The 24,212-nt window shown below is 65.1% G+C and carries 19 protein-coding genes and 1 tRNA gene; 13 read left to right on the top strand and 7 right to left on the bottom strand.

Annotated elements, in window-relative coordinates; genetic code table 11:
• Positions 1–16: 16 nt before the first annotated feature.
• Positions 17–2,707: a M1 family metallopeptidase gene (locus ACZ1JC_RS20675; protein WP_465138379.1), complete on the bottom strand. Its 2,691-nt coding sequence runs from the start codon at positions 2,705–2,707 to the stop codon at positions 17–19.
• Positions 2,708–2,919: 212 nt separating this feature from the next.
• Between ACZ1JC_RS20675 and ACZ1JC_RS20680 the strand changes: the two genes are divergently transcribed.
• Positions 2,920–3,615 (top strand): hypothetical protein, encoded by a 696-nt coding sequence (locus ACZ1JC_RS20680; RefSeq protein ID WP_465138378.1) that lies wholly within the window; start codon positions 2,920–2,922, stop codon positions 3,613–3,615.
• A gap of 7 nt (positions 3,616–3,622) precedes the next feature.
• Here the strand turns inward: ACZ1JC_RS20680 and uvrC are convergent, their stop codons facing one another.
• Both uvrC and ACZ1JC_RS20690 read right to left on the bottom strand, forming a co-directional pair.
• The gene (uvrC, locus tag ACZ1JC_RS20685; RefSeq protein WP_465138377.1) at positions 3,623–5,566 is read right to left on the bottom strand and encodes an excinuclease ABC subunit UvrC; all 1,944 of its coding nucleotides are present in this window, start codon (positions 5,564–5,566) and stop codon (positions 3,623–3,625) included.
• A 72-nt stretch (positions 5,567–5,638) separates the two neighbouring features.
• Positions 5,639–8,161, bottom strand: a complete 2,523-nt coding sequence (locus ACZ1JC_RS20690; RefSeq protein WP_465138376.1) for a TonB-dependent receptor plug domain-containing protein — start codon at positions 8,159–8,161, stop codon at positions 5,639–5,641.
• Positions 8,162–8,397: 236 nt separating this feature from the next.
• On the opposite strand from ACZ1JC_RS20690, the gene infA reads away from it, so the two are divergent.
• From infA to ACZ1JC_RS20715, 5 genes are all read left to right on the top strand, one after another.
• The gene (gene infA, locus ACZ1JC_RS20695) at positions 8,398–8,643 is read left to right on the top strand and encodes a translation initiation factor IF-1 (protein WP_007014967.1); all 246 of its coding nucleotides are present in this window, start codon (positions 8,398–8,400) and stop codon (positions 8,641–8,643) included.
• Positions 8,644–8,710: 67 nt separating this feature from the next.
• Positions 8,711–9,277 (top strand): Maf family protein, encoded by a 567-nt coding sequence (locus ACZ1JC_RS20700; RefSeq protein ID WP_465148462.1) that lies wholly within the window; start codon positions 8,711–8,713, stop codon positions 9,275–9,277.
• On the top strand, positions 9,270–10,244 hold the full coding sequence (locus ACZ1JC_RS20705; protein ID WP_465138374.1) for a ribonuclease E/G: 975 nt from the start codon (positions 9,270–9,272) through the stop codon (positions 10,242–10,244). The genes ACZ1JC_RS20700 and ACZ1JC_RS20705 overlap by 8 nt, the downstream gene beginning before the upstream one ends.
• Positions 10,241–10,435, top strand: a complete 195-nt coding sequence (locus ACZ1JC_RS20710) for a DNA gyrase inhibitor YacG (protein ID WP_395332755.1) — start codon at positions 10,241–10,243, stop codon at positions 10,433–10,435. The genes ACZ1JC_RS20705 and ACZ1JC_RS20710 overlap by 4 nt, the downstream gene beginning before the upstream one ends.
• A gap of 100 nt (positions 10,436–10,535) precedes the next feature.
• Positions 10,536–10,611 (top strand) — tRNA-Phe (locus tag ACZ1JC_RS20715).
• 77 nt (positions 10,612–10,688) lie between these two features.
• On the opposite strand, the gene ACZ1JC_RS20720 is transcribed toward ACZ1JC_RS20715, so the two are convergent.
• Complete coding sequence (locus ACZ1JC_RS20720) at positions 10,689–10,991, bottom strand: hypothetical protein (RefSeq protein ID WP_465138373.1); 303 nt, start codon at positions 10,989–10,991, stop codon at positions 10,689–10,691.
• 215 nt (positions 10,992–11,206) lie between these two features.
• Between ACZ1JC_RS20720 and ACZ1JC_RS20725 the strand changes: the two genes are divergently transcribed.
• The 3 genes from ACZ1JC_RS20725 to ACZ1JC_RS20735 are packed head-to-tail and all read left to right on the top strand — an operon-like array spanning position 11,207 to position 17,023.
• A complete protein-coding gene (locus ACZ1JC_RS20725) occupies positions 11,207–12,412 on the top strand; it encodes an efflux RND transporter periplasmic adaptor subunit (protein ID WP_465138372.1) in 1,206 nt (401 codons plus the stop codon).
• 7 nt (positions 12,413–12,419) lie between these two features.
• On the top strand, positions 12,420–15,617 hold the full coding sequence (locus tag ACZ1JC_RS20730) for a multidrug efflux RND transporter permease subunit (RefSeq protein WP_465138371.1): 3,198 nt from the start codon (positions 12,420–12,422) through the stop codon (positions 15,615–15,617).
• Positions 15,614–17,023: an efflux transporter outer membrane subunit gene (locus tag ACZ1JC_RS20735; protein ID WP_465138370.1), complete on the top strand. Its 1,410-nt coding sequence runs from the start codon at positions 15,614–15,616 to the stop codon at positions 17,021–17,023. The genes ACZ1JC_RS20730 and ACZ1JC_RS20735 overlap by 4 nt, the downstream gene beginning before the upstream one ends.
• On the opposite strand, the gene ACZ1JC_RS20740 is transcribed toward ACZ1JC_RS20735, so the two are convergent.
• Both ACZ1JC_RS20740 and ACZ1JC_RS20745 read right to left on the bottom strand, forming a co-directional pair.
• Positions 17,024–18,061 (bottom strand): NAD(P)H-dependent amine dehydrogenase family protein, encoded by a 1,038-nt coding sequence (locus ACZ1JC_RS20740; protein ID WP_465138369.1) that lies wholly within the window; start codon positions 18,059–18,061, stop codon positions 17,024–17,026. It abuts the gene before it with no gap.
• An 89-nt stretch (positions 18,062–18,150) separates the two neighbouring features.
• Complete coding sequence (locus tag ACZ1JC_RS20745) at positions 18,151–19,833, bottom strand: MFS transporter (protein WP_465138368.1); 1,683 nt, start codon at positions 19,831–19,833, stop codon at positions 18,151–18,153.
• A 267-nt stretch (positions 19,834–20,100) separates the two neighbouring features.
• Here ACZ1JC_RS20745 and ACZ1JC_RS20750 point away from each other — a divergent pair, with 267 nt between their 5' ends.
• A complete protein-coding gene (locus ACZ1JC_RS20750) occupies positions 20,101–21,354 on the top strand; it encodes an acetyl-CoA C-acetyltransferase (RefSeq protein ID WP_465138367.1) in 1,254 nt (417 codons plus the stop codon).
• A gap of 18 nt (positions 21,355–21,372) precedes the next feature.
• Positions 21,373–21,864 (top strand): MarR family winged helix-turn-helix transcriptional regulator, encoded by a 492-nt coding sequence (locus ACZ1JC_RS20755; RefSeq protein ID WP_465169074.1) that lies wholly within the window; start codon positions 21,373–21,375, stop codon positions 21,862–21,864.
• Positions 21,865–21,995: 131 nt separating this feature from the next.
• Here the strand turns inward: ACZ1JC_RS20755 and ACZ1JC_RS20760 are convergent, their stop codons facing one another.
• Positions 21,996–22,313: a hypothetical protein gene (locus tag ACZ1JC_RS20760; protein WP_465138365.1), complete on the bottom strand. Its 318-nt coding sequence runs from the start codon at positions 22,311–22,313 to the stop codon at positions 21,996–21,998.
• A 339-nt stretch (positions 22,314–22,652) separates the two neighbouring features.
• Between ACZ1JC_RS20760 and ACZ1JC_RS20765 the strand changes: the two genes are divergently transcribed.
• Both ACZ1JC_RS20765 and ACZ1JC_RS20770 read left to right on the top strand, forming a co-directional pair.
• The gene (locus ACZ1JC_RS20765) at positions 22,653–23,882 is read left to right on the top strand and encodes a CaiB/BaiF CoA transferase family protein (RefSeq protein ID WP_465138364.1); all 1,230 of its coding nucleotides are present in this window, start codon (positions 22,653–22,655) and stop codon (positions 23,880–23,882) included.
• Positions 23,883–23,919: 37 nt separating this feature from the next.
• Positions 23,920–24,210: a hypothetical protein gene (locus tag ACZ1JC_RS20770; protein WP_465138363.1), complete on the top strand. Its 291-nt coding sequence runs from the start codon at positions 23,920–23,922 to the stop codon at positions 24,208–24,210.
• Positions 24,211–24,212 lie beyond the last annotated feature (2 nt).

The following is a 24,212-nucleotide window of genomic DNA, read 5'->3' on the forward strand; positions in this document are numbered from 1 at the left end:
TCGCTCCCCGCCCTCGTTACTTCGCGGTCTTCACCCACTTGGCAACCTGATCGCGCTGGCGCGGGCGGTTGGCAATGCGCTCCTTCAGAGAGGTCAGCGCCTGCACCACCGGCTTGGCCTCGTCGGCCGGAAGCGTGGCGGCATAGGCCTCTACCTTGGCGACCATGGCCGGATCGGTGCTGCCGGCCACGATACGGGCGAAGAAGCGCGCACGGCCCGAATGTTCGATCAGCGCATCAACCTTGTCCTGATTGGCGCGCACGAAATCGAACGCCATTTCCGAATGCGAACGGGCGACCGAGGTGATGATCTGCGAGGCGCTGGTGGCATCGGGCGTACCCGAGATCGCCAGTGCCAACGCATCCTTGGCCAGTGCGTCATCCTTGGCAAGGCCGAGGTTGGAGTAATACATCTGCCGCTCGACGAAGCTGGTGGCGCCGGCAGCCTGCTTGCGCAGCAGCTCCCAGTCGGCACGATTGGCGTTGGCCGCGGCAACCGCGAGCCAGGTGCCCTTCAGCGGACCATCGAGCGACTTCGGATCGGCGGCAAGGCCCTGCAGACGGCGACGCGCTTCTGCAACCACGCGCGGATCGCCCACCGAACCCAGCGTATCGATCAGCTGCGCGCGCAGCTTGGTATCCACCAGCGGCTCTCCGGCAACCGGATCGAAGCCCAACTTGTCGAGGCGCGGCGACCACAGCTTGGAAATGCGGCCCCCCAGCGCGGCGCGGGCCGGCTTAGCAGCGTCGCCATCGAGCAGGCCGTAGACGGACTGCCACTGCGCGGCGACCTTGCCCGCCAGCGTCGCATCGGCAGAATTCGGGAAGGCGGCCAGGAAATCGAGACCGACGGACATGTCCTGATAGCCGGCCAGCGCCAGCGAGAGATTGTCGCGCACAAGGCCGTACTGGTCGATCGGCGCAAACGAGGCGAACGCACCGACCAGTGCCTTGGCGGCCGGGGCCGAATAGAGCGTACGGTAATAGCCAAGCTGCCCCGCGTTCACGAGCACCGGACCGCAGCCCTGCAACGTCACGCTTTCGCTGCGGCCCGCCATCAGGTGCCGCGCAGGCTGCGCATCACCCACGCGAACCAGCAGCGGCATCGGCCAGAGCGGCGATTCGGCCGCGCGCGCCGCCGGATCCAGCGTGAAGGCGTCCTGCGTCAGATCGAGGCGCGTCTGGCCGTTCTTGCACGCCACCGCGTTCACGCGCAGCAGCGGCACGCCCGGCGTGTGGGTGAACGCCTCCGCAATGCGGTCCACGTCCTTGCCGCCCGCATCTTCCATCGCCGCCCAGAGATCGCGGCTGGCGGTGTTCGAATAGGCGTGGCGCTTCATGTAAAGCTGCATGCCGCTGCGCCAGGTATCCGGCCCCACGTAGTCTTCCAGCATGGCGATGACCGCCTGCCCCTTCTGGTACGTGATCGAATCGAAGGCCTGCTCCATCTCCGAAACGGTTCGCACCTTCTGCACCACCGGGTGCGTGGTGGGCAGCGCGTCCAGTGCCATCGCGCCTTCGCGGCCATCTATGCCGCCCAGCTTCCAGTTCCATTCGGGGTGGAAGTGATCGGTGACCTTGTCCGCCATCCAGCTGGCAAAGCCCTCGTTCAACCAGATGTCGTCCCACCAGCCCATCGTCACCAGATCGCCGAACCACTGGTGCGCGGTTTCATGCGCCTGCACCGAATAGATCGACTGCACGCCGGAAGGGCTGGTGGTGGCGGGATCGAGCAGCAGGATACGCTCGAACGTCATGATCGCGCCCCAGTTCTCCATCGCGCCGAAGAACTGCGAGGTGCCGGGCGCCGCAATATTGTCCAGCTTGGGCAGCGGGAACCTCACGCCGAAGTAATCGTCGTACCACGGCAGGATCTGGGCAAGGCCTTCGCGCGCAAAGTCCGCCTGCTTGCCGCTGCCGGTCGGGGCGACGATGCCCACTTCCACACCATCCGCCGCCTTCTGGGCGGAGCGTTCGAAATCGCCCACGCCGAAGAACAGCAAGTAGGAACTCATCTTCGGCGTGGTGCCGAAAGTCACCCGCTTCAATCCGCCGGCCAACACTTCCTGCCCCTTGATTGGCATGTTGCTCAGCGCCATGCGATCGGCCGGGACGATGGCCGAAAGGTCGAACGTCGCCTTGTAGCTGGGCTCATCGAAGCTGGGGACGAAGCGGCGCGCGTCGGGCGCTTCGAACTGCGTGAACAGGCCGCGCACTTCCTTGCCCGTGCGCTTGTCAGGATAGTCGAGCGCGAAAAGGCCCGAAGGCTGCGTGCCGATCTTGCCCGAATAGGCCACGTCGAGACGGTACTGGCCCGGCGCGATGGACTTGGGTGCGGCGAAGCGCAAGGTCTGCGCGGCTTCGTCAGCCGTGACGGTCAGCGCAACCGGCTTGCCGTCCGCACCGACCAGCGCCGCATTGGCGACGGCAAGGCCGTTGCCGTGCAGCACCAGCGCGTCGGTCGCGGAAAAGACGGTGACGTCGATCGAGACTTTGCCGGTGAACGTCAGCGCCTGGGCATCGGGCGTCACTTCGATGCGGTAATGCGTCGGACGGGCGTTGCGCGGCAGGTCGCTGGGCACGCTTTCGGCAAGCGGCGCGACGGCAGGCATCGGCTGCGACGGCGAAGCGGCAGCGAAAGCGTGGGCGGAAACGGCGAAAGCGATCACGGCACCGGCCGTGGCAAGGGAACGCAAGGAAGAACGCATGGGGAGGAAAGCTCCGGGAGATTGGGTGGCCGTTGCGCGATCGGAACGTCGCGCCAGTCATGCGCGCGTCATAGCCGGAACCACGCTTGGGAGCCACTCGCCCGCCATGTCGTTCGTCGATGCGAGTCGGCTGTTGGTATCGAATTGGTGCGACGACAACCGCGACCATTTCTGCAATTCTATCAGTATCGAAGTGCGACTCGGGGGATCGAATGAACGGGGTTGATCGCGGTGCGGTGCGCACCTTTGCCATTGCATTGGCACTGGGCGGCGCAATGGTTTCGACACCGGGCACGGCCAGGGACTATTCCGATCTCAACGATCTTGTCGGCATGCGCGCCAGTTCGGCGGAGCGCGAGTTGGACGATCGCGGCTATCGCTACCAGACCGGCTACGACGGCGAAAAGAGCGCGCATGCCTTCTGGTGGAACAACAAGCATGACCGCTGCGTCGCGGTAGTGACGCGCAACGGCCGCATCCGTTCCGTCGACGACGCCACGGACAAGGATTGCGGCAAGAAATCGGGCTCCGGCGCAGGCACGGCGGTCGCGGTTGTTGCAGGAGCAGCGCTGATCGCGGCGCTGGCTGCAGCAGCATCGCACAAGTCTGGCGACAAGAAGGCGACGGACGCCAGCTCAGGCACCAATGCAGTCACCAATATCGGCACCAATACCGGCACCGCAACGAACGGCACCGTCGCGGTTTCCGACCTCAACGGCTGGCGCGCCTCCACCGCCGATACCGAACTGCGCAATCGCGGCTTTGCCAATGTCGACGCATTCCAGAGCGGCAATGCCTCCTATACGATCTGGTATCGCCGGGAATCCGGGCAGTGCGTGCAAATGACCACCGCCGACGGCAAGGCCAGCGACGTGCGCGACATCGGCACGCACGCGAAGTGCAACTAGGTGAACTCTACCCGCCCGGATGGTAGAAATCGTAGATCGTCTGCGCCACCGCCGCGCTGACGCCGGGCGCGCGCTGGAGGTCTGCCAGGCTGGCCGCCCTCACCTTCCCCGCCGTGCCGAAGTGCAGCAATAGCGCGCGTTTACGGGCCGGTCCGATGCCGGGAATTTCGTCCAGCGGGCTGGCCGTGATTGCGCGGCTGCGCTTCGCCCGGTGTGCGCCGATGACGAAGCGGTGCACCTCGTCGCGCAAGCGCTGGAGATGGAACAGCAGCGGCGAATTCACCGGCAGCATCTTCTCGCGCCCATCGGGAAAGTGGAACACTTCGCGCCCATCGCGCCCGTGGTGCGGGCCCTTGGCAATGGCGATCAGATTCACATCCTCGATCCCCAGCTCCTCCAGAGCATCCCGAACCGCGCTCATCTGGCCCTTGCCGCCGTCGATCAGCACGAGATCGGGCCAAGTACCGCCTTCGCGCTCCGGATCTTCCTCCTGCACGCGGCCGAAGCGGCGGGTCATCACCTCGCGCATCATCGCAAAGTCGTCGTTGCTTTGCGCCTCGCGGATGTTGAACTTTCGGTACTGGCTGGTCTGGAAGCCCTCCGGACCCGCCACCACCATCGCGCCGACCGCTTTGCTGCCCTGAATGTGCGAGTTGTCGTAGACTTCCACGCGCTGCGGCAGGTCCGGCAGTTCGAGGAATTCGGCCATCTCGCGCCAGATCTTCGCCTGCGATCCACGCTCGGCCATGCGGCGGTCCAGCGCCTCGACCGCGTTGCGCATGGCCTGTTCGATCAGGCGGCGGCGGTTGCCGCGCTGGGGCACGGAAATCTCCACCTTGCCGCCCGCCAGTTCGCGGAACGCCTCTGCCATGAGTTCAGCCTCTGGCAGTTCGCGGTCGACCAGGATCGTGCGCGCTGGCGGCACTTCCTCGTAGAATTGAGCCAGGAAGCTTTCGAACACTTCCTCTTCGGACAGCCCTTCGGTGTGGGTGGGAAAGAAGGCGCGATGGCCCCAGTTCTGGCCACCGCGAATGAAGAAGGCCTGGATGCCCACCTGTCCGCTCTTGCAGGCCATCGCGAAGATGTCCGCGCTGTCCATGCCCTCGGCATTGATCGCCTGGCTGCCCTGAATGAACGTCGCCGCACGCAAACGGTCGCGCAGCATGGCCGCGCGTTCGAAGTCCAATGCCTCCGCCGCTTCCGCCATCTGGCTTTCGATCTTCCTCTGCACCGCGCTGGACTTACCGCCCAGGAAGTCCTTGGCCTCCTTCACGAGTTCGCCGTAGCCAGCCTCGTCGATGCGGCCGACGCAAGGGGCCGAGCAGCGTTTGATCTGGTAGAGCAGGCAGGGCCGGTCACGGCGGGAGAAGAAGCTGTCCGTACAACTGCGCAGCAAAAACAGCTTTTGCAGCGCGTTGATCGTGGTGTTCACCGAACCGGCGCTGGCGAAGGGGCCGTAATAGTCGCCCTTCATCTTGCGCGCGCCGCGGTGCTTCATGATGCGCGGAAAATCGTGCTCGGCGCGCAGCAGGATGAACGGGAACGATTTGTCGTCGCGCAGCAGCACGTTGTAGGCCGGGCGAAAGCGCTTGATCAGCTGCGCTTCCAGCAGCAGGGCCTCCGCCTCGGAATTGGTGGTGACGATGGTCATGCTGCGCGTCTGGCTGACCATGCGCTGCAGGCGGATCGGCAGGCGTTCCCACTGCGTGTAGTTGGCCACGCGATTGCGCAGCACCCGCGCCTTGCCGACGTAGAGCACGTCCCCGCGCGCATCCTGCATGCGGTAGACGCCGGGCTTGGCAGGCAGCGTGCGCACGACTTCGCGGATCGCCTCCACGCCTTGCTGAAGGTCGGGCTGGTCTGAGCCGCGCAGGGCCGACGTCGCATGCTCCTCGTTGAAGCGTGCGGTGCCCTTGGGGTGTTCGGGAGTTCCGGCAGGTGTTCGCGCCATCACCGCCAGATAGGGTATCGCAGCCGGATCGGGTAGACCCGGCCGCGATCAATCCTCAGAGTGTTTTCACCTTCAGAACATCTTGCGCAGATCGATCCCGATCACCCGGCCTTGCGGATTGCGATAGGCCGGCTGGTAGGCGATCGGCACCGCGCCGTTGTCATCGGTAACCTTCTGCCGCGAATTGAGCAGGTTGTCGGCCACGAACGACACGCGCATACCCTTGAAGAACGGCACCTTCTTCACAAGCTCGGCATTGCGGCCGATATCCGCGAAGACGCGCAGGTTGACCTCGAACGTGCTGCCGAAGCGCAAGTCGGAACTGTCCGGCGCGCCGGTGCCGTTCACCTTGCTGGGCGCATCCCACTCGCCCTTGAGGCGCAGGCCATAGCCGTTCACGAAAACGCCGCCCTCAGCCTCGATCACGTGGCGCGGCACGCCGCCGGCGGTGAGCGCATCGCCGTCGAGCTGATCGAGCACGGGAACGCCGTCCGCGATCTTCACCCGGTCCGTGAAACGCCAGGTGTGGTAGATCGAGAAGTTCCACCGCGCACCCTGCGGGCCGCGTCCCCCGCCCATCATCGGCGGGGGACCACCGAAGCCACCGCCGCCGCCGCCACTTCCGCCGCCAGCGTGCGAACCGCCGCCGCCAGATCCGCCACCAGATCCACCTCCGGGGCCTCCCGGCGGCGGACCACCCGGAGGCGGCCCACCGAATCCACCGGGCCCGCCCTGCTGCTGCGGACCGATACTGCCCGACAGGTTGAGGCCCCAGCGGATGCGCGAACTGGTTTCCTGCTGGAACGTCACCGGGCGGCGATCCAGCGCGATCAGGTTGCCTGCCGCATCGCGGGTCACGCGATCGGGGAAAGCCTCCTCAACCGCTGGAGTGAACATCGGGAATGCTTCGGAGACATCGTTCGAGCGGTTGTGGAAGTATTCCACCAGCAGGTTGGAGCGCTGCATAAAGGGCAGCTGCCACGTTGCCGAAAACTTGATGTCCCGCTGCTTTTCCTTGAGCAGATCGGGATTGCCGCCGCTCGTCACGGTCACCAGCGCCGTCTGGTTGTTGGTGAAGTCGTAGACGGTGACATTATAGGTCTGCACCACCGGCGCGCCCAGCTGGGTAAGCGTCGGCGCCGCTTCCTCGACGATGTAGCTCGCCTGAAAACTCAGCTTGCCTGTCGGCGCCCAGGTCAGCCCGCCACTCCAGTTATACAGCGTGCCGAAGTCGGAAAGGTGATCCAGTCCGCCGCTCAGGTTCAGCGTGATGTCACCCACCGCGCCCAGCACGTCCCCACTGCGGCTGGTCAACGGCAGCGCAAGGTTGAGCCCGCCCGACAGATCGCCACGCGTCAACTTCATCGCGTCCATGTTGGACGCGGAGTTTTCACTGGTGCTGTGCGTGTAGTCGTACCCGCCCTTGAAAGTCAGGTTGGCGTCGCCGGCGGGCATCGCGAACGGCCGGCCGGACAGGGTCGCCAGCGAGGACAGCGTCGCCGTCCGGTTCAATGCCTCATCCACGCCATCGCCCGGTACTATCCCGGATTCACTGCTACGCTGGTCAATGTCGGTCTCGGTAATCGTGTAGCTGCCATCGTTGGTGACGTTGAAGTTCCACGCGCCGAGCATCCGGCTGTAACCGAGGCCGGCCTGGAACTCGTTGGTCTCCACCCGCGTCGCCAGCGGGTCGGGCTGGGTCGGCAGGTTGGCATCGCTGTCGTTCAGGCCGGACCAGCTGTTGGTCACCGAGTGCGTGAACGTGCCGTTGGTGGTGAACGACCCGTCGAAGCCGTCCTTGCCAAGGCCTTGCGTCATCGTGCCGTTGAGCGTGAATTCGGAATCGGCCGGGGCCAGACTGCGATAGCGCGCCGGATCCGGTTCGCCCGGCGCCGGCTCGGTACCGTCCGCCTGCCGCACATCGCGCTCGTTCTCGGTGAGCATCGAGGTGTCGGTATATTTGGCGCTGACGTTGAAGCGGCGGGGCCCCTCCACCTTGAAGAGGCCGGTCTCCAGCTCGTAGTTGTCGTAGCCGCCTTCGGTCGGGCGATTGTATTCGCCGGAAACGGTGGTGGCGGCGAACTTCTTCTTCAGGATGATGTTCACCACGCGCTGGTTCGCCGGATAGCCGAACCGCAGCGCCACTTCCTCGGGCATGATCTCCAGGCGGCGAATGGCCTCGGGCGGAATGTCCCGCATCTCTCGGAAGCTGGAAATGCGCGCGCCGTTGACCAGGATCACCGGCCGGCCGTCGCCACGGCCACGTCCGCTGCCCGTCTGCGGCGAAATCGCATCGATCAGATCGCTGATCGAATTGACTCCATATGCGGCGATATCGTCCTCATCCAAAGTCTCGATCGGCTTTTGCGGCACGTCGAGCTGCCCGTCGATACGCGCGGCGGTAACGACGATCTCGTTCTTCTTCACGACCACCGTGCCGGTACCGATACTGCCGCCCTCGATCGAGGGCGCGCTATCCGTCGCCACAGGAGCATCGGCAGTCACCGCCGGGCTCTCCTGCGCATGGGCCAGCGCCGGCGCCATGGCAGCCAGGCTGACGCCCGCAGCAAGGGGAATCAGATGAACGCAACGCAAGTCCGGTCTCCGCCAAGAAAAAATAGTATGTTGAAAGCCCCAAAACCCCCGGCGCGCTGATGCCGTGGCGGAGAATTGCTCGCAAGACGGGGGCGGGTAACATTTTGTCGCAGTGGCAACCGGGTCACGACAAATAGGCTCAATTTCGCCAAACGTTCGCCAAGGCTTCCATTTTCGACGAGTCGTAGCTATGTCGCGCCGCAACGACAAAGCTAGCTTATGGAAATTGATCGCCGATGGCGAAAGAAGAACTCCTCGAAATGCGCGGCCGCGTGGTCGAACTTCTCCCCAACGCCATGTTCCGTGTGGAACTGGAAAACGGTCACGAGATTCTCGGCCATACCGCAGGCAAGATGCGCAAGAACCGCATCCGTGTTCTGGTCGGCGACGAAGTGCTCGTCGAACTGACCCCTTACGACCTTACCAAGGGCCGTATCACCTATCGCTTCATGCCCGGTCGCGGTGGCCCCGGTCAGTACTGAAGCCGCGTCTCCTGACGGAGACGCCATCGCACCGCGCCCACACGCTTCGGCCGACGCTTCCGCCGATTTGCGGCTGGTTCTCGCTTCGGCGAGCCCGCGTCGGCGCGAACTGATCGGACGGCTTGGCGTGACGCCTCACGCCATCGTCGCCGCCGATATCGACGAAACGCACGATCCGCGCGAGCATCCGCGCGCCTACGCCCGCCGCATGGCGCGGGAAAAGGCGCTGGCGGTTGCCGCTGACGATGCGCACGTCCTTGCCGGAGACACCGTGGTTGCCTGTGGCCGCCGCGTGTTGCCCAAGGCGGAGGATGAGAAGACCGCGCGCGAGTGCCTCGCGCTACTGTCCGGCCGCCGCCACCGCGTGCTTTCCGCCATTGCCCTCAAATCGCCCGACGGCACGCTGCGTGAACGGCTGTCCGAAACGATCGTGTGCTTCAAGCCGCTGTCGAAGGATGAGGTCGAAGCCTACATCGCCGGCGGCGAATGGCACGGCAAGGCCGGCGGCTACGCCATCCAGGGCAGTGCCGAGGGGCTGATTACCTGGATTTCCGGCAGCCATTCCGGCGTCGTCGGGCTTCCGCTGTTCGAGACCCGCGCGCTGCTGAAGGCGGCGGGATTCGCAATTGGCTGAATGGCTGGTCGAGGACGGGATCGGCGAGAGCCGCGCGATCCTGGTCGATAACGACGAAGTGCTCGCCGCAAGGCTCGATTGGGACACCGGCCTGAAACCCGGTGAAGTGGCGGAGGCCGTGCTCGTTTCCCGCGCCAAGGGATCGAAGCGCGGCACCGCCCGCTTTCCCTCGGGACAGGAAGCGCTGGTGGATGGCCTTCCGGCCGACGCCAGCGAAGGCGCGCCGATCCGCCTGATCGTCACCCGTGCCGCCGTGGCCGAAACCGGCCGCCTGAAACGCGCACAGGCAAAACCCAGCACCAAGCCCGTGCGCCCTGCCCCCTCACTTGCCGAATCGCTTCAGGCCACCGGAATGCCGACACGCCGGATTCGCGCTTTTCCGGACGATCCCTGGCCCGACATTTTTGCCGAAGCCTTTTCCGGCGAGATTGCGTTCGAGGGCGGCGCGATTCTCGTCATCCCCACCCCGGCGATGACGTTGATCGATATCGACGGCACGCTGCCACCCGCCGCGCTGGCCCGCGCCGCCGTGCCGGCCATTGTCCGCGCCATCGAACAGTTCGACCTTGGCGGCTCGATCGGCATCGATTTCCCGACGCTGGAGCGCAAGGAGGATCGTCGCGCCGTTGACGAGGCGCTTGCCGCCGCGCTCGATCACTGGCCGCACCAGTCCACGGCGATGAACGGATTCGGTTTCGTGCAGATCGTCGCCCGGCTGGAGCGTCCGTCGATTCTCCACCGCTTGCACCACGATCCTGCCGGGGCCTGCGCGCGCCTGCTGCTGCGCCGGGCCGAACGCGTGGCGGAACCCGGCACCCTACTGCTCACCGCTCATCCCCGCGTGCGTGCGAAGATACTGCCCGAGTGGGAGGCAGACCTTGCCCGCCGCACCGGCCGCATCCTGCGCTGGCACGAAGACGCAACGCTTGCGCTGACCGGAGGATTCGCGCAGGCGATCACATCATGACCACCAAAACCCGCAAGTGCCCGATCTGCGGCAAGCCGCGCAGCGAAGAACACACTCCGTTCTGCTCCAAGGGCTGCCGCGATCGCGATCTCCTGAAGTGGCTGGACGATGGCTATGCCCTGCCCGGCCAGCCCGCCGACCCCGATCTCCCGGAATTATCGCGACCGAATATTTTTCCACAGGACGATTGAAGCGGACATGTCATTTTAGGGTTGCCAAGGTTCGCTGCCTTCGCCATAGGCCCGCCACCGACACGGTACGGAAGCTTCGGCACCGCACCGGACCAGGGATGCCCGGGTAGCTCAGTTGGTAGAGCACATGACTGAAAATCATGGTGTCGGCGGTTCGATTCCGTCCCCGGGCACCACTTCCTTTCACGGAAGTGGTGCCTTCCTTTTCCCCCGATCAGAACGATACGCGCCGGCTGACGCAGCGGAAAGTCGGTCAGGCCGATCTCCGCTTTCGCGTGACGATCCACGCCACGGCAAACGTTCCCGCCAGCGGTCCGATCCAGTCCACCCATTGATCGAGCGTGGTCCAGACGCGCAAATCGAACGGCCCCCACCATGGCATGTTCGCACGCAAGCCGGAGCCGAAGTGTTCGATCCAGCGATACTCGGCCTGGGCGATCTCCCGCCCGACGAAATAGGCGGACGGTATCGCCGCGCCCGCCCACCAATTCGAAAATGCGCGGGCGATGCAGAATTGGACCAGCAGAGCGGCGACAAGGTGCTGTAGATAGATCATAGCCGGGCACGCTACCCCGGCCATCGGACACTGCAAGAGTGACGGCCATGCCGTTCAATTTCCGCCCCCCCCCTGAGTGTCCGCGCCATAAAATTGCAAAAAACTGCAATTGGTCACAAATTGTCGCATCCGCGAAATGGCAGCTTGCGCAGTTTCACGAATGCATCGATAGCTCGCGCACCCTTCGTCACGCGGTGCGCACCTTGAAATCGATCATGCTTTCGACGCTACCGGCCCTTCCGATGCGCCGGACCATCCTTACGCTGACTCTCGCCTCGATCCTCGTCGGCTGTTCGGGCCATGGCGCCAAGGATCAGTCGAAGCCGCCCGCGCAAGTCGGCTATATCGTGGCCGAACAGTCGACGGTGCCGGTCGCCGTGACGCTGAGCGGCCGTACTGTGGCCTACGAGACGTCCGAAGTGCGCCCCCAGGTAACCGGCGTGATCGCCAAGCGGCTGTTCACCGAGGGTAGCTACGTCAAGGCGGGGCAGCCGCTCTACCAGATCGATCCCAGCCTCTACCGCGCTGCCGTCAATCAGGCGCAGGCAGACCTCACCAGCGCGCGGGCCACGGCCGAAGCCGCCGGTGCCAAGGCTGAGCGTTACAAGCCGCTTGCCGACATGGAAGCGGTCGCCAAGCAGGACTATGCCGATGCGCTGGCCACGGCCCGTTCGGCCCGTGCCTCGATCGCGCAGAACGCTGCATCGCTGGATACGGCCAAGACCAACTTGCGCTTCACCACCGTGCCCGCGCCGATCAGCGGACGCATCGGCCGCTCGCTCATCACCGTGGGTGCGCTGGCCAGCGCCAGCCAGACCGATCCGCTGGCCGTGATCCAGCGGATGGACCCGATCTATGTCGACATGCAGCAGTCGGCCGCCGAAATCACCGCGCTGCGCCGCCGACTGGCGGCAGGCGGCGTGATCCAGGGCAGCACCACCGTGCACCTGAACTTCGACGACGGCTCGCGTTATGCCTATGCCGGCACCGTGCAGTTTTCCGAAGTCACCGTGGACGAAGGCACCGGCACGGTGACCCTGCGCGCCAAGTTCCCGAATCCCGATGGCCTGCTGTTGCCGGGCCTGTTCGTTTCGGCGGTTTTCGATCAGGCCAATGATCCCAACGCTTTCCTGGTGCCGCAGAACGCCGTGCAGCGCGATTTCGACGGTTCCGCCTATGTCATGATCGTGGGGCAAGACGGCAAGGCGGCTCGCCGCAAGGTCGTGGCAGACCGCACCAGCGGCGCCAGCGCGGTCGTCACTTCCGGACTGCAGCATGGGGACAAGGTCATCGTCCAGGGCCTGAACGGCCTGAAGCAGGGCACCGAGATCAAGGCCGTGCCCTCCACGACGCCGCAAGAAGTAAAGCCGAAGTCGGGCAAGCCCGGCGAAGCCGGCGGTACCGGCGCAAAGGGCCACTGATCCTCCTATGTCGCGCATCTTCATCGACAGGCCGATCTTCGCCTGGGTTCTCGCCATCATCGTCATGCTGGCCGGCGCCGGTGCGCTGGCCTTCCTGCCCAACGAGCAGTACCCGGACATCGCGCCCGCGCAGGTCAACATTCGTGCGACCTACAACGGCGCCTCGGCCGAAACGATCGAGAACAGCGTCACGCAGATTCTGGAGCAGCAGCTGACCGGCATCGACGGGTTGCTCTACTTCTCCTCGCAGTCGTCGAACCGCGGCCAGGCCACGATCAGCGCAGTCTTCGCCAAGGGCACCGATCCGGACATCGCGCAGGTCCAGGTCCAGAACAAGGTCCAGTCCGCACTCTCCCGCCTGCCGCAGGCGGTGCAGAACCAGGGCGTTACCGTCACCAAGTCCAACCCCGACCAGCTGCTGCTAGTGGCGGTCTACGACGCGACGGACGGCCGTTCGAACCAAGACGTTTCGGACTATCTCGCCTCGAACATCCAGGACCCGCTCTCGCGCCTGGAAGGCGTGGGCGACGTCAACGTGTTCGGCGCTCCGCACGCGATGCGCATCTGGCTGGATCCCAACAAACTTGCCGCCGTGGCGCTGATGCCCAGCGACGTAACTTCGGCGATCACCGCGCAGAACACCGAAGTCGCCGCCGGCGAGATCGGCGGCTTGCCCGCACCGCAGGATCAGGCGATCGACGCCATCGTCACCGCCGGATCGCGCCTGCAGACGGCCGACCAGTTCCGCAATATCGTCCTCAAAACCAATCCGGACGGTTCATCCGTCACCATCGGCGATGTCGCCCGCGTCGAAATCGGTGCGGACAATTACAGCACGGTCAGCCGCATCAACGGCCACCCCGGCGCCGGCATCTCGATCTCGCTCTCCCCCGGCGCCGACGCGCTGGCCACAGCGGAGCGGGTAAAGGCCTCGATGGAGCAGCTGTCGAAGGGCATGCCGGACGGGCTTGAATACACCTACGGCAACGATTCCACCTCGTTCATCAAGCTCTCGGTCTCCGAGGTCGAAAAGGCGCTGTTCGAGGCGATCGTGCTGGTCGTCATCGTCATGTTCGTGTTCCTGCAGAGCTGGCGCGCCACGCTGATCCCGGCCATCGCCGTGCCGGTGGTGCTGCTGGGCACTTTCGCAGTGTTCTACATCGCTGGGTTTACGATCAACACGCTGACGTTGTTCGGCCTCGTCCTCGCGATCGGCCTGCTGGTCGACGACGCCATCGTCGTGGTCGAGAACGTAGAGCGATTGCTCGAAGAAAATCCGGGCATGTCGGCCCGGCAGGCCACCATCAAGTCGATGGAGGAAATCCAGGTCGCGCTGGTCGCCATCGCGCTGGTGCTGTCGGCCGTGTTCCTGCCGATGGCCTTCTTCGGCGGATCGACCGGCGTGATCTATCGCCAGTTCTCGCTGACGATCGTCGTTGCCATGGTGCTGTCGGTGCTGGTCGCGCTGATCCTCAGCCCGGCGCTGACGGCCACGCTGCTTAAGGCGAAAGTCCACGGTGAGGAGCAACCCACCTGGCTCGATCGCCATGTCCCGTGGCTGGCCCGCCTGTGGCATCGCTTCCACACCTGGTTCAACCGCAGCTTCGAACGCATGACCGACGCCTACGGCCGCCGCGTGGAGCGCGTGGTGCAGCACAAGTGGCGCTGGCTGGTGCTGTTCCTGATCGCCTGCGCCGGTACGTTCATGCTGTTCCAGCGCCTGCCGACCGGCTTCCTGCCGAACGAGGATCAGGGTTCGATCATGGTCCAGTGGCGCCTGCCCGCCGGATCGCCGCGCACGCGCACCGAAGCGGTGCAGCGCCAGATCGAACAGTACTTCGCGAAGTACGAGAAGGACAACGTCGCCAGCATGTTCACCGTTTCCGGCGGTGGCCAGGGCGCGGCCGGCCAGAACACCGGTCAGGCCTTCGTCACGCTGGTGGACTGGGATGACCGTCCCGGTTCGAAAAATACCGCAGATGCCATCGTCCAGCGCGCCAACGGGGCTTTCCGCGGCCTGCGCGACGCCCAGGTGTTTACGCTGGTCCCCGGCGCGATCCGCGGCCTCGGCTCCTCGGCCGGTTTCACCATGGAACTGCAGAACCGGTCGGGCATGACCCGCGCCCAGTTCCAGCAGGCGCGCGACCAGTTGCTGGCCAAAGCCGCTGCCGACAACCGCCTGACCAACGTGCGCCTGAGCGACCTTCCCGAAGTCTCGACGCTGAAGATCGCGACGAACACCCGCGCGCTGACGGCCTATGGCCTGACCGCCGCCAATGTGAACTCCACGCTGCAGACCGCGTGGGGCGGCACTTACGTCAACGACTTCCTCGACAAGGGCCGCGTGAAGAAGGTCTATGTCCAGGGCGATGCGCAGTTCCGCTCGCGCCCCGAAGACCTCTCCCGCTGGTTCGTGCGCGGCACGAGCGGCCAGATGGCACCCTTCTCCGCGTTCTCGACGCTGAGCTGGTCGTCGGCGCCCAGTTCCACCTCGCGCTTCAACGGTCTGCAGGCCTACGAATTTTCCGGCACGCCTTCCTCGGGCGTCAGCTCGGGCACGGCGATGCAGATCATGGAAGATCTGGCCAGCCAGATCCCGGGTACAGCGGTCGCATGGTCGGGCTCATCCTATCAGGAGCGGCTCTCCTCGGGCCAGGCGCCGATCCTCTACGCGCTGTCACTGCTGGTGGTGTTCCTGTGCCTTGCCGCGCTCTACGAAAGCTGGTCGATCCCGATCGCGGTGATCCTGATCATTCCGCTCGGCCTGCTGGGCGCGATCCTGGCAGTGACACTACGCGGGCTTGAGAACGACGTTTATCTGCAGATCGGCCTGCTGACGACCATGGGCCTTGCCGCCAAGAACGCGATCCTGATGATCGAATTCGCCGAACAGGCGGAAAAGCAGGGCAAGCGCGTGATCGAGGCCGCCCTCGAAGCCGCCCGCATCCGTCTGCGCCCGATCCTGATGACCAGCTTCGCCTTCATCTTCGGCGTGCTGCCGCTGGCCGTCGCAAGCGGTGCCGGCGCCAACAGCCGCATCGCCATCGGCACCGCCGTGGTCGGCGGCATGTTGACCGCAACGCTGCTGGCGATCTTCTTCATCCCGCTGTTCTTCGTGCTCGTACGTCGCGGGGTCCGCGATGGCCTTGCCGCCGTCCGCGCCCGGATCCAGAACCGCCGCGCAGCGAAGGGAGACGCCGCATGATCCGCTCCCGCATTCTCAAGCTGGCGGCGCTCACCCTGCCCGCCATGGCACTCGCCGCCTGTTCGATGGCGCCGAAATATGTCCAGCCCGCGCTGCCGGCTCCGGCATCGTGGCCGGTGGGCGATGCCTATCTGGCGCAGAGCGAGGCCAACCTGCCGCTGGTTTCCTACACGGAAATCTTCCGCGATCCGCGCCTGCAAAAGCTGATCGAGCAGGCCTTGGTCAACAACCGCGACTTGCGCACGGCAGCCGCCAACGTGGCCGCCGCCCGCGCGCAAGTGCGCGTCACCCGCGCGGACCAGATTCCGGCGCTGGGCGTCACCGCATCGGGCACGCGCACCGTGGTGAACGGGCCGGGCGACAGCACCGCGCTGTCTCTGCGGGGCGGCATTTCCAGCTTCGAAATCGACTTCTTCGGCAAATACGCCAGCGCCACGCAGGCGCAGCGCGATACCGCCGTCGCCACCGAGGCGGACGCGCGCACCGTGCGTCTTGGCCTCGTTGCCGATCTGGCGCAGGCATGGGCCAACTACGCGGCGGACAACGATCTGCTGAAGATCGCAGAGGCCACCGCCGCCAATGCCGAGCGCTCGGTCACGCTGACCGGCGCCCGCCTCAAGGGCGGCGTCTCGCCACGCACCGATCTGCGACAGGCCGAACAGGTTCTGGAAACCGCCAAGGGCGACCTTGCCGCGCAGAAGACCGCGCTGGCGCAGGATATCAACGCGATCCGCCTGCTGGTCGGTGCCGATTTCGACAATAGCCTGCTTCCCGGCGGCGTGGACGAGGTCAATGCCCAGCTCGCAGTGCTGCCCGCCGGCACCAGTTCGCAAGTCCTGCTGCGCCGCCCCGATGTGGTGGAAGCAGAATACCAGCTGCGCGCCGCCAATGCAGACATCGGCGTGGCGCGGGCCGAACTGTTCCCGTCGATCTCGCTCACCACGCTGCTGGGATTTGCCAGCGGTTCGCTATCTTCGCTGTTCGACAAGGGCGCCTTTTCGGCCAGCGCCGGCGGCGACGCCAGCTGGTCGATCTTCAATGCCGGCGGCAAAGTGGCCAATGTCGATGTCTCCAAGGCCAGGCGCGACGCCGCGCTGGCGACTTACGAGAAATCGATCCAGACCGCCTTCAGCGAAGTGGCCGACGCGCTTGCCGATCAGGGAACTCTGGACGAGCGCCTGCGCGCCGCCAGTGCCTATACCAATGCCGCGGCCGATACCGCGCGGCTGACCGAGGCCAGCTACAAGCAGGGCATCAGCAGCTCGCTGGACAACCTGGACGCCCAGCGCAGCCTCTACACCGCGCGCAAGCAGGAAATCGCCGTGCGTCTGGCCGTCGCCAGCAACCGCGTCACGCTCTACCGCGTGCTCGGGGGCGATCAGGCGACCGCACCCGAGCAGCCGTAATTACGCGAAGATCGGGATGATCTGCGGCAGGTCCACAGTCGTCCTGATCCCCGGTGCTGCCGCGCAGATGGCGGGGATCGCGTTGACGGGGCGATGGGCGGTCAGGCCCGGCGTAAAGGCGGCATAGTCCTCGGGCGCGACCGGGAACATGATGTCCATCCGCACCGGTGCATCGCCGCTGGTGGTTACCCGCCAGCCTGATTCGCGCAGATCCCAGTCGTGCTCGATATCGGTCGTCACGTACCAGTTGGCCCGGAACCGCATGACCGGCTCGCCCTTGTGAAGACAGGTGATCGTCGTGCGCATCGCGCCTACCGTGCCTGCCGGCACCGTGCCGGCCGCGATGGTCAGATCCTGTTTCGTCGCCGAAAGCTCCCCGAAAGCCTCGATCGCATCGATCTCCAGCCCCATCGCATCCGCCACTTGCGAGAGCGAGCTGCCGAAATCGCCCTTGAGATGCTCTGCCCGGCGCTGATCGAACGGGGCCATTTCCGCGCCGAAGCCCATGATGTGGAACAGCATGTCCGGCGAATCGCGGCTGGAAACGTCGGCGAATTCGTCGATCGTCAGCACGCCGTGCCGTCGCTCCAGAGACAGCAGCGGGATCGCCAGCGCCTCGGTAACGAAGCCCGGGCTCGATCCGGTGGAGTAGATCGAAACGCCGCCCTTGGCGCAGGCCGCCTCGATCCGCGCGCGCAAATCCTTGTCCATCAGGCGCGGGTTGTGGAAGTCGCCGCGCGTGGTGACGACGTTCTTGCCCGATTCCAGCAGGGCGCAAAGCTCGTCCCAGTCGGTACCCTGCCGCATGTAGAGCACGCAGTCGGCATCCAGCTTGACGATGTCCTCCAGCGAATTGGTCGCCTTCACCCCGGTTGCCGGCAGCCCGCAAAGCTCGCCCGCGTCCTTGCCCACCTTCCCGGGTGACGAGACCCAGAGGCCGACCAGTTCCATGCGCGGATGCTCGATCACGGTGCGCAGCGCGCGGCTGCCGATATTGCCCGTGGCCCATTGCACCACGCGCCAGGTCTTGTCCTGCATTCACTCTCTCCCGGAAGTCTTTGCATCACCACGCCAGCACGCATCGGCCCCGGCAATTCCCGTATGGGGACAAGTCGCAGCCTCACGCCCTAAGGCGCTATCCAGCCCACCGTATCCTGCTTCGGATCGTAGGACTCGGCCTTCCAGCGTACCGAACCGAACGGCCGTTCCAACTGCCGCCGCACGCGCGTGCCCGCACCGCGGCGATGGAAGGCATCGGCGGCCCGCTGAATGTCCAGATCGGCCTCCGTGAAGCGATCGCGCAGGCGCAGGTAATCACCCCAGGTCGGACAATGATAGCGCTCGGTCCACAGCGAGGGATTGGCGATGTCGCGCGCGATGGACCAGGCGAAGCCGCCGTTGCGCTTGCGCATGGACTGCATCTTCATCATCGCCGCGTAGAATTCGCGCGCCTGTTCGGGATCGACGTCGTAATCGACCTCGATCACCACCGGGCCCGATCGCAAGGTCAGCGCCATGCCGACTTCGGGCTCATGCCCCAGCGGCATTTCGGACGTGCCGCTCGCCCCGTCGCGAGCGATCGGCAGGATGAAGCCGAGCAGCGCCGTCGCCGCCACCGCAATGCCTGACGCCAACAAGGCGTGCGCCACCCCGGTCTGCTGCGCCACCTGCCCCCAGACCCACGCGCCGATGCCGATCCCCGCCGTGATCGCGGAAGAAAACAGCGAAAGCGCGCGCGCCGTCACCCAGCGCGGGGCCGAAAGCTGCACCGTGACGTTGAGCATGGCGATGGTCAGGATGTTGCAGGCGCCCACCACCAGGAAGGCCGCGCAAGTCAGCACCAGTTCATTGCTGAAGCCGATCACCGCCAGCGCCACGCCGGTGCCGATCGCGAAGATCCGCACGGCCAGTTCTGTGGAAATCGCCTCGCGAATGCGGCTGACGAACAATGCGCCGGCCACCGCGCCCACACCCTGCGCGCCCAGCAGCAGGCCATACGTCGCCGCATTGCCATGCAGCAGGTCACGCGCGATCAGCGGAGCAAGCGCCGAAGCGGTCGCGGTGGAAAGCCCGAAAGTCAGCACCCGCAGCAAGGCGGTGCGGATCGCCGGAGCATGGAGCGCATAGCGTGCCCCGCCCAGCATGGCCCGGTCCATCCGCTCCGGCGGCAGGCGCGAAGGCACATGACGCCGCTGCCACAGGAAAAACGCGAACAGCAGCGGCAGATAGAGTAGCGCCGTCATGCCGAAGACCACGCGCACTCCATAAAGCACGACGATCAAGCCGCCCAATGCCGGCCCGAAACTGCGCGCAACGTTATAGCTGATCGTGCCCAGCGCCACGGCGGCGGGCAGATGCTCGCGCGATACCTGCTCGGGGATCGAAGCCTGCCATGACGGCGAATAGAGCGCCACACCCGCGCCGATTAGCGCGCAGAACAGCAACAGCAGCCACGGCGTGATCAGGCCGAGGAAAGCGATCGTCGCCAGCGTCGCCGCGCAGACCGCGCTGAAGGCAAGCCCGGTCATGGCGATGCGGCGGCGGTCGAACATGTCGGCAATGGCACCGGCGGGCAGCGTCACCACCATCAGCGGCAGCATCATCGCGCTCTGCACCAGCGCGACCATTTCGGCCGAATTGGTCAGCCGCGTCATTTCCCATGCGGCGCCAACGCCCAGGAAAAGCTGGCCGAAGTTGGAAAACAGGCTTGCCGTCCAGATCCGGCGGAATGTTCCTTCGCGCAAAGGCGCGAAGGCGCCGCCCGCGGTTGTCGCCTGTTGCGACGCTTCTTCGTGGCCGCTGGCCGGCACGCATTTCCCCTTCGTCCTGTCCCTCTCCCTTGATGTGTCTCCCGCGCTGCCAGCGTCAAGCACGGGCTGCGCCGCCGTCACGATCTATTGTTTCACCTGCAAAGATTGACGGGGTGAACATAAGCCACCATATACTTTCAAATGAAAGCAATCGCCGCTGCGATAGGACACCCCCCTCCAATTGCAATTCCCCCGACCTGCCAGCATGACCTCGGCAAACGGCGCCACATATCGCGCGCCCGTCTGGGAAATTGAGGAGATCCGATCGTGACCGAAGCCTGGATCATCGACACTGTCCGCACGCCGCGCAGCATCGGCAAGATGGGCAAGGGCGCTCTCTCGCAGATGCACCCCGAGCATTTGTCCGCCACCGTGCTGGCCGCGATCAAGGAGCGCAATGCACTTGATACCGCCGATGTCGACGATGTGATCTGGGGCGTTTCGGCGGCGATCGGCCTCCAGGGCGGCGACATCGGCCGCATGGCCGCACTCGATGCCGGTTACGATGCGAAGGCGGGCGGCGTCACGCTCAACCGTTTCTGCGGGTCGAGCATCACTGCCACCAACCTTGCCGCCGCCATGATCATGTCCGGCATGTCCGACCTGATGGTCGCAGGCGGCATGGACATGCTTTCCTACGCCAATGCCTATGGCATGAAGATGCGTGAGGCCGGGCTCGGCAGCGCCGGCATGGGCGCAGGCAACCCCCGCCTTCAGGCCAAGCACCCGCAGACGAACCAGGGCGTCGCCGCCGACGCGATTGCCGCGATGGAAGGCATCACGCGCGCGGAATTGGAAGCCTTCGGTGTCGAAAGCCAGCGCCGCGCCGCCGTCGCCATGGCGGAAGGCCGTTTCGACAAGTCCACCATCGTCGTGAAAGACGATGAGGGCAACGTGATCCTAGATCACGAGGAATACCCCCGTCCGGACACCACCGCCGAAGGCCTTGCGCAGCTTAAGCCCGCATTCGAGATGTTCTACAACATGCCCTCCGCGCCCGGCGGCAAGACTTACGTGGAACTGATCAATCAGGTCTATCCGGATCTGGACGTGAAGCCGATCCACCACGTGGGCATTTCCTCCGGCGTGGTCGACGGCGCTTCGGCGATCCTGCTCGCCTCAAAGGACTATGCCGAAAAGCACGGTCTGAAGCCGCGCGCACGCATCGTCGCCATGGCCGAAACCGGCGACTGCCCGACACTGATGCTGAACGGCCCCGTCCCGGCGGCGAAGAAAGTGCTCGCCAAGGCTGGCCTCACCAAGGACCAGATCGACATCTGGGAAGTGAACGAGGCTTTCGCCGTCGTCGTCGAAAAGCTGATCCGCGATCTCGATCTTGACCGCGCGAAGGTGAACCCCAATGGCGGCTCGATCGCGCTGGGCCATCCGATCGGCGCAACCGGCGCGATCCTGATCGGCACCGCGCTGGATGAACTGGAACGCACCGGCGGGCGCTATGGCCTGATCACCATGTGCGCGGCGGGCGGCATGGCCCCGGCCGTGATCATCGAACGAATTTGAAGCATTAGAAGGAGATATGTGTTGGCCACCGAGGCGGAAGAGAAACTGAGCGGGAAATTCGGCGACGTCCTCAATGACAAGGACGAAAGCCCCCGCCGCCAGGTGAGCCTGCGCATGACGGTGATCGCGCGCCTGCAGCGCAACAATTTCGATCGCCTCGTCTCCGAACTCAACGTCACGCGATCGCAATGGGCGATGATCGCGGTGGTGGCGCGCTATCCGGGTTCGACCCAGCGCACCATCGCCGAATACCTCGAAATGTCGGAAGCCTCGGCAGGCCGGCTGATCGACCGGCTCTGCGCCGACAATCTGCTCGAACGCCGCGATCGGCGCGATGACCGGCGTGCACGGTCGGTCTTCCTCACCGACGCCGCGCGCCCCCTGCTCGACAAGCTGGGCCACATCGCCGGCGAAGCGGAAGCCCGCATGTTCCACGGCTTTTCGGACGCAGAAGTGGAGCAGATGCGCGACTATCTCAGCCGCATCTACGACAACGTCAGCCGGGGCTGAAAAGGGCGGGCTTCGGCCCCGCACTTTTGCCTCCCCTACCATTCCGTCACTGGAACGGTCAGCGCAGCACAAACGAAGAAGGGCGGCACCGAAGTGCCGCCCTTTTCTTGTTTCCAGAACTGGCCGGAAGCTTACTTCGCCGAAGCGAGGTCCTTCTTGGTCAGCGAAGTGGTCAGCTTGCCCTGCGCGTCGGTCAGGCTGGTGGCCGGAACGGTGATCAGGCGGCCGTTAAGGATCACCTGCGGGTTGCCGTCGGCAGCAACGCGGTAGATCGGAGCAATGCGGGTGCCGTTGGCGGCATAGAGCATCTTGCCGGCGGTCAGATCGACGGGAGCGGCAGCTTCCTCGGTGACGGCGCGAACCGACTGGTTGGTTTCGGCGAAGGCAGCCGGAACGACGGCGAAAGAAGCGATCGAAGCGACGGCGGCAAGGGCAACAAACTTCTTCATGGATAACTCTCCGAGTGCTTGAGGCGGGTCCATCCCCGCTATTTACTCACCTAGGTTAGTAATTACCTGCCTAGGTGTCAATTGCGATTGCCGCAACTGCACAAACTTTTTTCGCAACCATCGCTCCTGCGCGGTTTCGCGGCCTGCCATGCCTATCGCAGCGCAGCATGCAAAGATCGCACCGGCGAATCCGGCCGATGATCGTCGCCACGATGGCGGTGGTGTTGCTCCCAAACACCTTTGCGCGCACATCGAAGGCAACCGGTGCGATCGGCGAAAACCCGCCTCTCGTGCCCCGAACCGATACGATAAAACGCAAGAATAATTGGGGACTGTCAGATGCCGACAAAGGTCATGCAGGGCGTGCGCGTCCTCGAAGTGGCACAGTTCACGTTCACGCCCGCAGCCGGTGCAATTCTGGCCGACTGGGGCGCGGACGTCATCAAGATCGAACACCCGGTGCGCGGCGATACGCAGCGCGGCTTCCTCAACATGGGCGGCGTGAAGCTGGATCCGCTGCGCCAGACCCTGTTCGAACACCCCAACCGCGGCAAGCGCAGCGTGGGCATCGATCTGTCGACCACCGAAGGCCAGGAACTGCTCTACGAACTGGCCAAGCAGTGCGACGTGTTCCTCACCAACTACCTGCCGCAAGTGCGCCAGAAGAACCGGTTCGACGTGGAGCACATCCGCGCCGCCAATCCGAACATCATCTATGCGCGCGGCAGCGCCTGGGGCAACAAGGGCCCCGAACGCGAAAAGGGCGGTTTCGACGGCACCGCATTCTGGTCGCGCAGCGGCATCGCCGATTGCATGACCCCGCCCGAACTGCCCGGCCCGCTGTCGCAGGGCATGCCCGCGTTCGGCGATTCGATCGGCGGCATGTTCATCGCCGGTGGTATCTCCGCCGCACTCTTCCATCGTGAAAAGACCGGCGAGGCCGCCGAACTCGACGTGTCGCTGATGAGCACGGCCGCCTGGGCTTCCGGCGCCAACATCGCGCAGGCCGTGGAAACCGGGGTGATCACCAAGAATTCGATGCCCAGCTCCGGCGGCGGCGCCAAGAACCCCTTCATGGGCAATTTCTGGACCTCCGACGGGCGCACGATCAACCTGTGCATGGTCAGCCCCACCGGCCTGATTCGCGACACTTTCGAGCACGTCGGCCGCCCCGAAGCCGCCGACGATCCGCGTTTCCAGGATGTGCTGAGCCTGATCGAGCATTCGCAGGCCGCCAGCGAGATCCTGGTCGAAGCCTTTGCAGAGAAGCCCTTCGCCTACTGGCGGGAGCACTTGAAGACTCTGAAGGGCCAGTGGGCGCCGATCCTCAACCTGCTGGAACTGGCCGAAGACGAACAGGCGCTGGCGAACGACATGCTGATCGAAGTGGAAGCGGCCGATGGTGGCGCTCCGCTCAAGCTGGTGCGCGGCCCGGTGCAGTTCAACGGCGAACCGCTGGAAACCACCCGCTCGCCGCAGGCCTCCGAGCATACCGAGATCGTCCTGATGGAACTCGGCGTGGAGTGGGACAAGATCGAAGAACTCAAGACCAAGGGCGCAATCGCCTGAACAGCTTGCCGAAATCAGAATACGAGGAATTGGGAAAATGAAGCCTGGAACCCGTCTCAAGAGCGCCGCCTGCGACACCGAAGTGATGGTGATCCGCTGCGCCGACGGCACGATCGAATGCGGCGGCGCGCCGATGGGCGAGGCCAAGCCTGCCGATGCCGCCCCGCTGGCCGCCGACTTCTCGGCCGGCACGCTGATGGGCAAGCGCTACGTCGACAGTGACGGTAAGTACGAACTGCTTTGCGTGAAGCCCGGCAAGGGTTCGCTTTCGGTCGATGGCGTCGCGCTCGTCATCAAGGACGCCAAGCCCCTGCCCGCTTCGGACTGATC

The organism is Sphingomonas sp. BL-S-28, assembly GCF_055521515.1.

Coding starts and splice junctions, on each gene's coding strand:
- ACZ1JC_RS20760 (WP_465138365.1), bottom strand. CDS start 22,313: ATGAAGAAGTTTGTTGCCCTTGCCGCCGTCGCTTCGATCGCTTCTTTC.
- ACZ1JC_RS20710 (WP_395332755.1), top strand. CDS start 10,241: ATGACCACCAAAACCCGCAAGTGCCCGATCTGCGGCAAGCCGCGCAGC.
- ACZ1JC_RS20735 (WP_465138370.1), top strand. CDS start 15,614: ATGATCCGCTCCCGCATTCTCAAGCTGGCGGCGCTCACCCTGCCCGCC.
- uvrC (WP_465138377.1), bottom strand. CDS start 5,566: ATGGCGCGAACACCTGCCGGAACTCCCGAACACCCCAAGGGCACCGCA.
- ACZ1JC_RS20730 (WP_465138371.1), top strand. CDS start 12,420: ATGTCGCGCATCTTCATCGACAGGCCGATCTTCGCCTGGGTTCTCGCC.
- ACZ1JC_RS20725 (WP_465138372.1), top strand. CDS start 11,207: ATGCTTTCGACGCTACCGGCCCTTCCGATGCGCCGGACCATCCTTACG.
- ACZ1JC_RS20720 (WP_465138373.1), bottom strand. CDS start 10,991: ATGATCTATCTACAGCACCTTGTCGCCGCTCTGCTGGTCCAATTCTGC.
- infA (WP_007014967.1), top strand. CDS start 8,398: ATGGCGAAAGAAGAACTCCTCGAAATGCGCGGCCGCGTGGTCGAACTT.
- ACZ1JC_RS20680 (WP_465138378.1), top strand. CDS start 2,920: ATGAACGGGGTTGATCGCGGTGCGGTGCGCACCTTTGCCATTGCATTG.
- ACZ1JC_RS20675 (WP_465138379.1), bottom strand. CDS start 2,707: ATGCGTTCTTCCTTGCGTTCCCTTGCCACGGCCGGTGCCGTGATCGCT.
- ACZ1JC_RS20770 (WP_465138363.1), top strand. CDS start 23,920: ATGAAGCCTGGAACCCGTCTCAAGAGCGCCGCCTGCGACACCGAAGTG.
- ACZ1JC_RS20740 (WP_465138369.1), bottom strand. CDS start 18,061: ATGCAGGACAAGACCTGGCGCGTGGTGCAATGGGCCACGGGCAATATC.
- ACZ1JC_RS20765 (WP_465138364.1), top strand. CDS start 22,653: ATGCCGACAAAGGTCATGCAGGGCGTGCGCGTCCTCGAAGTGGCACAG.